The organism is Mycobacterium pseudoshottsii JCM 15466, from assembly GCF_003584745.1.
GTDB lineage: Bacteria > Actinomycetota > Actinomycetes > Mycobacteriales > Mycobacteriaceae > Mycobacterium > Mycobacterium marinum.
In genome coordinates, this window is the sequence record NZ_AP018410.1 from 5647996 (window position 1) to 5660240 (window position 12245).

Below are 12245 nucleotides of genomic sequence, written 5' to 3' on the forward strand. Positions count from 1 at the left end.
CCAACCCCGTGCGGGAAGGCTCGAGTGGCGGTCAGGTCCACCACCGCCGAGCCCTACGGCGCGTGGGGGCCAAGCCCGCCGCTGCCGCCTTTGCCGCCCAAACCACCGATCGGCGGGATGTCGGGTGGCTCGCCGGGCAGACCGTCGAATCCGGCCCCGCCGTGTTGGTACATCACGCCATTGATGTAGAGGTCACCGCCGTCGCCGCCGTTACCGCCATCGCCACCCCGCGCCGGTGGGATGAGACCGGATCCGTATGCGCCTCGGCCCCCGTTGCCGCCGTCGCCACCCCACCCGGCGTTGCCGCCGTAGGCGTCGCCGCCGCGACCACCGTCACCGCCGTCACCGCCCACTCTGCCGAAAAGCCGAAGTGTTGTTGGGCCGCTCCCGCCGTTGCCACCGTCACCGCCGTCACCACCGTTGAAACCGCGACCACCATTGCCACCGTTACCGCCCCAACCTTGTGGGATAACTCCATGGTCGGTGGTGGAGCCGTTGCCACCGTTTCCGCCGTCGCCGCCGTCGCCGTCGATTCCAGCGACGCCCTGACCGGCTCTGGTGGACCCGTCACCGCCTAGGCCGCCGTAACCGCCCAGGTTGCCATAGCCGCCGTTGCCCCCGTCGCCACCGTTTCCGCCAATCACGCTCGCCAAAGTGGCGGCGTTAACGCCGTTAGCTCCGTCGCCACCGCGCCCGCCATTGCCCCCGGCGCCGCCGTCGCCACCCACGCCGCCAGCACCGGGGGCGCCGTCGTGATATCTCGGCGCGAGGGCATGACCGCCAGCGCCGCCGTCGCCGCCGAATCCGCCGAGGCCGCCGCGCCCCCCGTCCCCACCGGGACCGCCCGCCTTTCCGAACTGCGGCGACTCCACCGCGTCTTTGCCGTCGCCACCGGCGCCGCCGTGGCCACCCTCGCCGCCGAGTCCGCCGTCGCCGCCGCTGCCGCGGAGTTGTCCACCGTCGCCGCCGATTCCGCCCGCACCGCCCCGGCCGCCAAGGCCACCCTGCGACCCAGGGTCACCCCAAGATTGGCCGGGCGAGCCGGGGCCGCCGGTACCGCCGTTGCCGTAGTCCCCGGCATTGCCGCCCTTGCCGCCGGGCCCGCCATCGCTGCCCCGCCCGCCGGGCGCTCCGGTGGCCCCGGGGCCACCATCGCCGCCACGGCCACCGTCACCGATCCCGCGGGCATCCCCACCCGGACCACCCGCGCCACCGGCCACGGTGGGGTCAAACGAAGCCGCCCCGGGACTACCCGGCCCGCCATCACCGAACACCAAACCCCCATCACCACCGGCCCCGCCGGCCATCATGGCCACACCCGAGTTAGCCCACCCGGCCCCACCGGCACCACCAGCACCGATCAACCCCGCATCCCCACCACGGCCGGCCGCACTGGTGGCCGTGGCCGCCGCCCCCGGGCCGCCATCACCGAACAACCACCCCCCGGCCTGCCCGGCACCACCATCGACACCCGCGACCCCCGCCGCCCCGTTGCCGATCAACTCCCGGCCGGTCAACGACTCAAACGGCGCATTGACCAACGGATCGAGCAGCTCACCCGCCGGACTGGCCAGCCAGGCCTGCCCCAGCGTTTGCACCGGCTCCGCCAACACCTGAAACTGCCCATCGGCCACCGCCGCCGCCGCGGCGGTCTCGGTCTCCAGATAGGCGGTCCTGGCCGCATCCAGGATCTGCACGAAACGCTGATGGAACTGCTCCAACTGGGCGCCGAAGAGCTGGTAGTCCTGCCCCAGACCGCGGAACAACCCCACCACCGCCACCGACACCTCATCACCACCGGCGGGCACCATCGTGGTGGTCGCCGCCGCCGCGGCCGCGTTGGCCACCCCGATCGAGGACCCGATACGCGCTAAATTCCCCACCCCGTCGGCCACCACCTGCGGGGCCACCCTGACCAACGACACCACACCCACCGCCCCTTCAGCCCACCACACCCAACACCGATCGGCCGACGATATCGACGCAGGTCAACGACCTATCCACGAATCACCAAGATCACCACAACACGAAAAACACCCACCGGCGCACCACCGCACCCCCCGTCGCAGCCCACCCACCACCGACTGCACCACCACCCCCCAACCACACCCCACAACGTCTCACCCATGAGAAACACGAGCACCCGCTTGGCCCCCTGTCGATGGCCTTGGCCGCTGCGAAGCGTGTCGCTGTGCTAGCGTCCCAAGCAAGTGCTTGCTTAGGTAGCCCACCCCATAAGGAAGTCCCCAGTGACAATCACGTCCACCACCGCTGAACCGGGGATCGTTGCGATCACCGTCGACTATCCGCCGGTCAACGCCATCCCATCGCGCGGTTGGTTCGAACTCGCCGACGCCCTGACGGCCGCCGGAGCCGACCTGGAAACCCGAGCGGTGATCCTGCGGGCCGAGGGCCGCGGCTTCAACGCCGGCGTAGACATCAAGGAAATGCAGCGCACCGAAGGCTTCACGGCGCTGATCGACGCGAACCGTGGCTGCTTTGCGGCCTTCCGCGCGGTATACGAATGCGCGGTGCCGGTGATCGCCGCGGTCAATGGGTTCTGCGTTGGCGGGGGCATCGGATTGGTCGGCAACTCCGATGTCATCGTCGCCTCCGAGGACGCCACCTTCGGTTTGCCGGAGGTGGAGCGGGGCGCGCTCGGCGCCGCAACCCACCTCTCCAGGTTGGTTCCACAACATTTGATGCGGCGGCTGTTCTTCACCGCCGCCACCGTGGATGCCGCCACCTTGCACCACTTTGGCTCGGTGCACGAGGTGGTGCCCCGCGCCGAACTCGACGAATCCGCTTTACGCGTGGCCCGTGACATCGCCGCCAAGGACACCCGCGTTATCCGTGCCGCCAAGGAGGCGCTGAACTTGATTGATGTGCAACGGGTTAACTCCAGCTACCGCATGGAGCAAGGATTTACGTTCGAGCTCAACCTCGCCGGAGTCGCCGACGAGCACCGCGACGCGTTCGTGAAAAAGTCATGAGCAACAAGACAACCACCCTCGATGACGCAGTCGGGCATTTGCGCAGTGGAATGACCATCGGCATCGCCGGCTGGGGTTCACGGCGCAAGCCCATGGCCTTCGTGCGGGCCATCCTGCGCTCTGACGTCACCGACCTGACGGTGGTCAGCTACGGCGGCCCCGACGTCGGACTGCTGTGTTCGGCCGGCAAGGTCAAGCGGGTCTATTACGGGTTCGTCTCATTGGACTCACCCCCCTTCTACGACCCGTGGTTCGCCAAGGCCCGCACCAGTGGTGCCATCGAGGCCCGCGAAATGGACGAGGGCATGCTGCGCTGCGGGCTACAAGCGGCCGCACAACGCCTGCCGTTCCTGCCGATCCGCGCCGGGCTGGGCAGTTCGGTTCCGGACTTCTGGGACGGCGAGCTGGCCACGGTCACCAGTCCCTACCCGGCCCCGGAAGGCGGCCACGAGACCCTGATCGCCATGCCGGCGCTGCGCTTGGACGCGGCCTTTGCGCACCTCAATCTCGGCGACTGCCGTGGCAATGCCGCCTACACCGGGATCGACCCGTACTTCGACGACCTTTTCCTGATGGCCGCCGAGCAGCGCTTCCTCTCGGTGGAGCGCATTGTCACCACCGAGGAACTAGTCAAATCCGTACCGCCCCAAGCGATGCTGGTGAACCGGATGATGGTCGACGCGGTGGTGGAGGCCCCCGGCGGCGCCCACTTCACCACCGCCGCGCCCGACTATGGCCGGGACGAGAAATTCCAGCGCCACTACGCCGAAGCGGCGTCGACCGACCAGGGGTGGCAACAGTTCGTGGCCACATATTTGTCCGGCACCGAGGCCGACTATCAGGCAGCGGTGCGCGAGTTTGGAGCGTCATCGTGAGTACCCGGGCCGAGGTATGCGCCGTCGCCTGCGCCGAATTGTTCCGCAACGCCGGTGAAATCATGGTCAGCCCGATGACGAACATGGCGTCGGTCGGAGCGAGGTTGGCCCGACTCACCTTCTCACCCGACATCCTGCTGACCGACGGGGAAGCCCAGTTGCTGGCCGACACGCCACCTTTGGGCAAGACCGGACCGGTCGAGGGCTGGATGCCCTTTGGCCGGGTCTTCGAGACACTGGCCTGGGGACGCCGGCATGTTGTCATGGGCGCCAATCAGGTTGACCGTTACGGCAATCAGAACATCTCGGCGTTCGGCCCGCTGCAGCATCCGACCCGGCAGATGTTCGGCGTCCGGGGATCGCCCGGCAATACCATCAACCACGCAACCAGCTACTGGGTCGGCAGCCATTCCAAACGAGTGTTCTGCGAGGCCGTCGACATCGTCTCCGGAATCGGCTACGACAAGGTCGATCCCGACAACCCCGCGTTTCGGTTCGTCAACGTCTACCGGGTGGTGTCCAACCTGGGAGTGTTCGACTTCGGCGGACCCGAGCAAACGATGCGGGCCCTGAGTTTGCATCCCGGAGTGTCCCCCGACGACGTTCGGGAAGCCACCTCATTCGAGGTACACGGCCTCGAGGACGCCGAACAAACCAGGACTCCCACCGACGGGGAACTGCAGCTGATCCGCGAAGTCATCGATCCGAAAGCGCTGCGCGATAGAGAGATTCGTTCATGAGATTGCGCACGCCGCTGACCGATCTGGTCGGCGTCGAGCACCCGGTGGTGCAGACCGGGATGGGTTGGGTGGCCGGTGCGCGGCTGGTCTCGGCCACAGCGAACGCGGGGGGCCTGGGAATCCTGGCTTCGGCCACCATGACCTTGGACGAATTGGCCACTGCCATAGGCAAAGTCAAAGCCACCACCGACAAGCCTTTCGGCGTGAACATCCGCGCCGACGCCGCCGATGCGTCGGACCGGGTCGAGTTGGTGATCCGCGAGGGTGTCAAAGTCGCATCCTTTGCCCTGGCCCCCAAGCCCGAGCTGATCGCGCGGCTCAAGGAAGCCGGAGCCGTCGTCATCCCATCGATCGGCGCGGCCAAGCACGCCCGCAAGGTTGCGGGCTGGGGCGCGGACGCCATGATCGTCCAAGGCGGTGAGGGCGGCGGACACACCGGACCGGTCGCGACGACACTGCTGTTGCCCTCAGTGCTGGACGCCGTCAAGGGCACCGGCATCCCGGTGATCGCGGCAGGCGGTTTCTTCGATGGACGCGGGCTGGCCGCCGCGCTTTCCTATGGCGCGGCAGGCGTGGCAATGGGCACCCGTTTCCTGCTCACCTCGGACTCCACCGTGCCCGACGCGGTGAAGCGACGCTATCTTCAGGCCGCGCTGGATGGCACCGTCGTCACCACCCGGGTCGACGGGATGCCACACCGGGTGCTGCGCACCGGACTGGTCGAGAAATTGGAAGGCGGATCGCGAGCGCGGGGCTTTACCGCCGCGATCCGCAACGCCGCGAAGTTCAAACAGATGTCGCAGATGAGCTGGGCGTCGATGATCAAAGACGGCCTCGCCATGCGACACGGCAAAGAACTGACCTGGTCACAGGTGCTGATGGCGGCCAATACCCCGATGTTGTTGAAGACCGGTCTGGTCGACGGCAACCCCGAGGCGGGGGTACTGGCATCGGGTCAGGTCGCCGGAATACTCGATGACCTGCCGTCGTGTGCGCAATTGGTCGAGTCGATCGTGCACGACGCCATCGAACATCTACGGGCCGCCGCAGCGCTGGTGGAGTAGTTGACGCGTGTCGACTACGCTTCTTCAGCTATGTCGACCATCGACGCCGTGAACCGAGCGGCACCGGATTCGTCTGCGCATCACGCTCTGCCCGATCCTGGCGAGACGGTGCCCAAGCTGGCCCTTCCCACCCTTGGGATCTTCCTGGCCGCACTCGGGTCCTTTGTCCTGACGACGGTCGGCTACATCGACGGTTGGGTCCCATCCTGGGTGACGATTCCGGTCAACGCCGCGGTGACCTTTGTGATGTTCACCGTCGTGCACGACGCCTCGCATTACTCGGTCAGCTCGGTGCGCTGGGTGAACGGGTTGTTCGGGCGGCTGGCTTTTCTCTTCGTCGGTCCGGTGGTCGCCTTCCCGGCCTTCGGATACATCCACATCCAGCATCACCGCCACTCCAATGACGACGTCGAAGACCCCGACACCTTCGCCTCTCATGGTTCGCCGTGGCTGCTGCCGTTGCGCTGGTCGCTGGTGGAGTACTACTACCTCAAGTACTACATCCCGCGTGCTCGTAGCCGACCGGTCGTCGAGTTTGCCGAGACGCTGTTCATGTTTGCGTTGAGCATCACCGGCTTGACCATTGCGATCGTCACCGGCAATTTCTGGACGTTGGCGGTGGTCTTCTTGATCCCGCAGCGCATCGGACTCACGGTGCTGGCATGGTGGTTCGACTGGCTGCCTCATCACGGGCTGGAGGACACCCAGCGCACCAACCGCTATCGCGCGACCCGCAACCGCGTCGGTGCGGAATGGCTGTTCACGCCGGTGCTGCTGTCGCAGAACTACCACCTGGTACACCATCTGCACCCGTCGGTGCCGTTCTACCGGTACGTGCGCACCTGGAAGCGCAACGAAGAGGCTTACCTGGAACGCAACGCCGCGATCTCCACGGTCTTTGGCCAGCAATTGAATCCGGACGAGTACCGGGAGTGGAAGGAACTCAACGGCAGGCTCGCCAAGCTGTTGCCGGTGCGGATGCCGGCCAGGTCGAGTTCGCCGCACGCGGTGCTGCACCGCATCCCGGTCGCATCGGTGGACCCCATCACCACCGACAGCACGCTGGTGACGTTTGCGGTGCCCGAAGACCTGCAGGACGCCTTCCGCTTCGAGCCGGGCCAACACGTGACGGTCCGCACCGATCTTGGCGGGCAGGGCGTCCGTCGCAACTACTCGATCTGTGCTCCGGCCACTCGGGCCCAGCTGAGGATCGCCGTCAAACACATTCCGGGCGGCGCGTTTTCGACTTTTGTGGCCAACGACCTCAAGGCCGGCGATGTGCTGGAGCTGATGACGCCGACCGGCCAGTTCGGCACGCCATTGAATCCGTTGGAGCGCAAGCACTACGTCGGACTGGTGGCCGGCAGCGGGATCACACCGGTGTTGTCGATCCTTGCGACCACGCTCGAGATCGAAGCCGAAAGCCGGTTCACCCTGATCTACGGGAATCGCACCAAGGAATCCACGATGTTCCGGGCCGAGCTGGACCGTCTCGAGTCACGCTATGCCGACCGGCTGGAGATCCTGCACGTGATGTCCAACGAGCCGCTGCACACCCCAGAGCTACGCGGACGCATCGACACGGAGAAGCTCAACAGGTGGCTGACGAGCAACCTGTCCCCAGAAACGGTGGATGAGTGGTTCATCTGCGGACCAATGGAAATGACCACCACGGTGCGTGACTCGTTGATCGAGCACGGGGTCGACACGGAGCACATTCACCTGGAGCTGTTCTTCGGTTACAACACAGCACCGGCGACCGATCACGGGTACGAGGGCGCAACCGTGACCTTCACCCTGTCCGGGCGGCAGGACACCTTCGATCTGACCCCCGGAGACTCGATCCTGGAGGGCGCGCTACAGCGGCGCAGCGATGCACCCTACGCCTGCATGGGCGGAGCGTGCGGCACCTGCCGAGCCAAACTCATCGAAGGCAACGTGGAGATGGACCACAACTTCGCGCTTGGTCAGGCCGAACTCGACGCGGGTTACATCTTGACGTGTCAGTCGCACCCGACCACACCGTTCGTGGCAGTCGACTACGACAGCTAAGGCGCCCATCGCGCCGGACGCAACCGGCGCGATAGGACACCGCGGCGGGCCGTCGGTCGGGTGGTCCACACCCGGACGCCAGCGGGCTACGTCCCGTTAATCCCGTCCGGGCCGAGTAGACCGCCGGTGCCACCGGTGCCGGCTGTCACGCCGGTTCCGCCGTTGCCGCCGTTACCGCCAGCGCCGAACAACCCCACGTCGCCGCCGTCGCCGCCGTCGCCGTTGGTCCAACCGTCCCCGCCGGCACCACCGTTGCCGGCGTTGCCCACCCATCCGGCCCCGCCGCCGTCGCCGCCGGCACCCGCGACCGTGCCCCCGGTACCGACGGCACCACCGATACCGCCGGCACCACCGCTGCCGAACAGGCCACCCGCGTTACCACCGGCACCACCGGCACCACCGTTGTTAACGCTGCTGGACGTCGAAATCCCGCCAGCACCACCGGCGCCACCGCCACCACCATCACCGAACAGCAAGCCCCCACTACCGCCAGCCCCACCGGCACCACCAGCGCCGTCGGCGGTGTTGTCCAAAAAGCCGACAGCGCCAGCCCCGCCGGCCCCACCGCCCCCACCATTACCGCCCAGCAGCCCACCGGCACCACCAGTCCCACCGGCACCACCATCACCGAGACCACTGGCACCGCCGGCACCACCGGCACCACCGGCACCACCAAGACCAAACCCGAGGGCACTACCAGCACCGCCAACACCACCATCGCCGCCAATACCGCCGGCACCCCACGCACCATTACCGCCAACACCACCAACACCGAACAACGCGCCACCGGCCCCACCAACACCACCGGCCCCACCCGTGCCGAACCCACTAGCGCCACCGAACCCACCGGCCCCGCCGAAACCGATCAACCCAACCCCACCACCAGCACCACCGTCGCCGCCGCCAGCACCCGCAGACAACGGGCCACTAAACCCTCCCGTACCACCATTGCCGCCAAGACCGATCAGCAGACCGCCACGCCCCCGGCGCCACCCTGACCACCAAACGACAGACCAGGGTCGGTCGGGAACCCGACGCCGGTACCACCCACGTCACCAGCCCCACCGACACCGAACAGCCCCGCATCGCCACCAACACCGCCGGCACCACCAGGCCCACCCGCCCCGGTACCACCGACCCCGCCGGCGCCGCCATCCCCGCCGAACAGGCCGCCACCACCACCAGCACCGCCGATCCCACCGGCACCGGCCCCACCTTGCCCGCCCCGCGCACCGGCCCCACCGGACCCCCACAACAAACCACCATCACCGCCGGCACCAGCATTGCCGCCAACACCGGAGAAGCCGGTGCCACCAGTCCCGCCTATGCCACCAACACCGAACAATCCGGCATCACCGCCGTCGCCGCCGATCCCACCCGAGGGGCCCTGACCAAACCCGCCGAACCCGCCGCTGCCGCCGATCCCCAACAACCACCCGCCGCGCCCGCCGTCTCCGCCGGCCCCGCCCACGCTGACCTGGCCAATCTCCAAGCCATTCGTGCCGCCCGCACCACCGGTGCCACCAGCACCACCGGTGCCGAATATCCCGGCAGCACCACCACTACCGCCGACCCCACCGGCATTGGCGCCCGAACCACCAAAACCACCGGCCCCACCATCGGCGAAGGACAAGACGCCCGAGCCACCGCCCGCACCACCGGCACCGCCAACACCCAAAGTGCCGATACCACCCGTGCCACCAACACCACCGGTGCCAAACAGCCACGCGCTCCCACCAGCCCCGCCAGCACCCCCGTTAAAGGCCCCGATGCCCCCGGTACCACCAGCACCACCGCTACCGATCAGCCATCCCCCAGCCCCACCAGCCCCACCCACGGCACCGTTATTCCCAAACAGATCGGTGTTACCACCAGCACCCCCGGCACCACCATTACCGATCAGTCCCGCATTGCCACCGGCCCCACCGTTTTGACCATCCGCGCCCGACCCCCCGGCACCACCATTACCGAACAACAGCCCACCGTCGCCGCCGTTCTGGCCGGTCCCCGGGGCCCCGTTGGCGCCATTGCCGATCAACGGGCGCCCCAGCAGCGCCTGGGTGGGCGCATTTACCAGGTCGTATAGGGCTTGGAGCGGAGCGATGCTCGCCGCCTCGGCGTTCGCGTATGACGCCGCACCCGAATTCAGCGCCTGCACGAACTCTTGATGAAACGCCGTCACATGGGAGCCGAGCGCCTGATACGCCTGGGCGTGCGCACCGAACAACGCTGCGATGGCCGCCGACACCTCATCGGCACCTGCCGCCAGTATCTGGGTCGTGGGAACCGCCGCCGATACGTTAGCGGCGCTGAGCGCGGACTCGATGCCCGCCAAGTCCGCGGCCGCCGACTGCATGAGCTCGGGCGCTGCGATGACATAGGACATCTGAGCCTCCCAATACGTGTCGACACACGCGCTCTTCCATCCGACGATCGCGCAGTCACGTCAATTGGACAGAGAAACAGTAGCAACAGGCATGAATAATCGTCTGGTATTGCGCAGGACGCGCCACACCGAAAATCCCGATGCCAGAGGACTCACCGCGCGAGCCGCAGAGGTCCACCCTTCGCAGCCCGAAACGCCGGCCGCTATAGCCGCTCGATGATCGTGACGTTGGCGGTGCCCCCGCCTTCACACATCGTCTGTAGCCCGTAACGCCCACCGACCCGGTCGAGTTCATTGAGCATGGTGGTGAACAGCTTGGCCCCGGTGGCACCCAGCGGATGACCGAGAGCGATGGCACCGCCGTTGGGGTTGACCTTCTCGGGATCGGCCTTGATTTCCTTGAGCCACGCCAAAACCACCGGCGCGAATGCCTCATTGATCTCTACCGTGGCGATGTCATCGATGGACAGGCCGGTCTTTTCCAGCGCATGGCGGGTCGCCGGGATGGGGCCGGTGAGCATGAACACCGGGTCGGCGGCGCGCGCACTGATGTGGTGGATGCGAGCGCGCGGAGTCAGGCCGTGATCCTTGACCGCCTGTTCGGAAGCCAGCAGCACCGCGCTGGCACCGTCGGAGATCTGGCTGGCCATCGCGGCGGTAAGCCGCCCCCCCTCGACCAGGGTCTTCAAGCCAGCCATCTTCTCCAGCGATGACTCGCGCGGCCCTTCGTCGACCCGGAAGGGCCCGGATTCCGTTTCCACACTAAGGATTTCGTTATCGAAGCGGCCACCCCTGATCGCCGCGAACGCACGCGCGTGGCTGGTCATCGCATACTGCTCCATCTCTTCACGCGACAAATTCCACTTCTCGGCGATCATCTCCGAACCGCGGAACTGAGAGATCTCCTGATCCCCGTACCGGTGCAGCCACTGCTTGGATTCGTTGGTCGGCGAGCTAAAGCCGAATTGTTCACCGACGATCATTGCCGACGAGATCGGGATCTGGCTCATGTTCTGCATGCCACCGGCAACGATGAGGTCGGCCGTTCCGGACATGATCGCTTGCGCACCAAAGGAGATCGCCTGCTGGCTGGAGCCGCATTGGCGGTCCACGGTGACACCTGGCACTTCTTCGGGATATCCCGCCGCAAGCCAGGACAACCGTGCGATATTGCCGGCCTGACCGCCGATGGCATCGACACAGCCCGCGATCACGTCGTCGACCGCGGCCGGGTCGACGTCAACTCGATCCAGCAGTCCCCGCCACCCCAAGGCACCCAGGTCGACGGGATGTACCCCCGCCAACGCTCCGCCACGCTTGCCCACCGCGGTACGTACAGCGTCGATGACGTACGCCTCCGGCATTTTCAGACTCCTTCTTTCTGGATCCCGCCCAGCACAATGGCGAGATACTTCTGCCCGACCTGCTGCGCGGTCAGCGCTCCGCCAGGTTTGTACCAGCGCACCGACACCCAGGTGGTGTCGCGGATGAACCGGTAGACCAGGTCCACGTCGAGGTCGGGCCGGAAGTAGCCCTCCTCAATGCCCTGATTGAGCACGTCTACCCACATCTTGCGCTGCTCTTTGTTGCGATCCTCCAGGTAGGAAAACCGGGGCTGTGAAGACAGCCGTTGGGCCTCGTCCTGGTAGATGACCACTTGAGCGTGCCGATGTTCGATGGCCTCGAACGACGCCAGGAACAGGCCCTTGAGCCGCTCAAGCGGGTTGGGTTCGCCATCGACGATCTCGAGGTAGCGAGCGAAGAGCCAGTCCAGAAACTCGCGCAACAGCTCGTCGACCATTTCCTCTTTGGAGGCGAAATGGTGATAGAGGCTGCCGGACAGGATGCCGGCTCCGTCGGCGATGTCACGGACGGTGGTGGCGCGCAGACCGCGCTCGGCGAACATCACCGCGGCGAGCCCCAATAACTCTCCTCGGCGGCTGTTAGCCTGACCGGTCATTCGTTCCACCCGATCAGCGTATCAACCAAGCGCTTGCTCGGCCAATGTGACTAAAGACCTCAATATCAGCGAAACGCACTATCCCCGCCTGACCACCGTCGTAGCATCTGCGCCGGAACACTCCAATTCGATTTCGGCACTGGCCGCATCGGGGGCGGCGAGGCCACTGGCAGGA

8 protein-coding genes and 1 pseudogene are annotated in these 12245 nt (G+C 66.7%); 5 read left to right on the plus strand and 4 right to left on the minus strand.

Going from position 1 to position 12245, the window contains the following annotated elements; all coding sequences use genetic code 11:
• Positions 1–53: 53 nt before the first annotated feature.
• Positions 54–1925, minus strand: coding sequence for a PE family protein (locus MPSD_RS25890; protein WP_167470908.1), 1872 nt, complete (start codon positions 1923–1925; stop codon positions 54–56).
• A gap of 324 nt (positions 1926–2249) precedes the next feature.
• Between MPSD_RS25890 and echA20 the strand changes: the two genes are divergently transcribed.
• Genes echA20 through MPSD_RS25915 form a run of 5 tightly spaced genes read left to right on the plus strand, consistent with a single transcriptional unit; the run spans position 2250 to position 7724 of the window.
• Positions 2250–2993, plus strand: a complete 744-nt coding sequence (gene echA20, locus MPSD_RS25895) for a (7aS)-7a-methyl-1,5-dioxo-2,3,5,6,7,7a-hexahydro-1H-indene-carboxyl-CoA hydrolase (RefSeq protein ID WP_012396563.1) — start codon at positions 2250–2252, stop codon at positions 2991–2993.
• Positions 2990–3868 carry a cholesterol ring-cleaving hydrolase subunit IpdA gene (gene ipdA / locus MPSD_RS25900; RefSeq protein ID WP_020785730.1) on the plus strand — a complete coding sequence of 293 codons (879 nt, stop codon included), beginning with the start codon at positions 2990–2992 and terminating at the stop codon, positions 3866–3868. Before echA20 ends, ipdA begins: the two co-directional genes overlap by 4 nt.
• Positions 3865–4608 carry a cholesterol ring-cleaving hydrolase subunit IpdB gene (ipdB, locus tag MPSD_RS25905; RefSeq protein WP_015357401.1) on the plus strand — a complete coding sequence of 248 codons (744 nt, stop codon included), beginning with the start codon at positions 3865–3867 and terminating at the stop codon, positions 4606–4608. The genes ipdA and ipdB overlap by 4 nt, the downstream gene beginning before the upstream one ends.
• Positions 4605–5672, plus strand: a complete 1068-nt coding sequence (gene ipdC / locus MPSD_RS25910) for a (3aS,4S,5R,7aS)-5-hydroxy-7a-methyl-1-oxo-octahydro-1H-indene-4-carboxyl-CoA dehydrogenase (RefSeq protein WP_086085165.1) — start codon at positions 4605–4607, stop codon at positions 5670–5672. Before ipdB ends, ipdC begins: the two co-directional genes overlap by 4 nt.
• Before the next feature lie 30 nt (positions 5673–5702).
• Positions 5703–7724, plus strand: coding sequence for a fatty acid desaturase (locus tag MPSD_RS25915; RefSeq protein ID WP_020785728.1), 2022 nt, complete (start codon positions 5703–5705; stop codon positions 7722–7724).
• A gap of 86 nt (positions 7725–7810) precedes the next feature.
• Here MPSD_RS25915 and MPSD_RS31115 read toward each other — a convergent pair.
• The 3 genes and pseudogenes from MPSD_RS31115 to kstR2 form a co-directional block, all read right to left on the minus strand.
• A pseudogene (locus MPSD_RS31115) lies at positions 7811–10110 on the minus strand (PE family protein).
• A gap of 203 nt (positions 10111–10313) precedes the next feature.
• Entirely contained in the window at positions 10314–11474 is a 1161-nt protein-coding gene (fadA6, locus tag MPSD_RS25925; protein WP_020785726.1) for a steroid 3-ketoacyl-CoA thiolase FadA6, read from the minus strand.
• Between the two features lie 2 nt (positions 11475–11476).
• A complete protein-coding gene (gene kstR2 / locus MPSD_RS25930; RefSeq protein WP_012396570.1) occupies positions 11477–12079 on the minus strand; it encodes a TetR family transcriptional regulator KstR2 in 603 nt (200 codons plus the stop codon).
• Positions 12080–12245 lie beyond the last annotated feature (166 nt).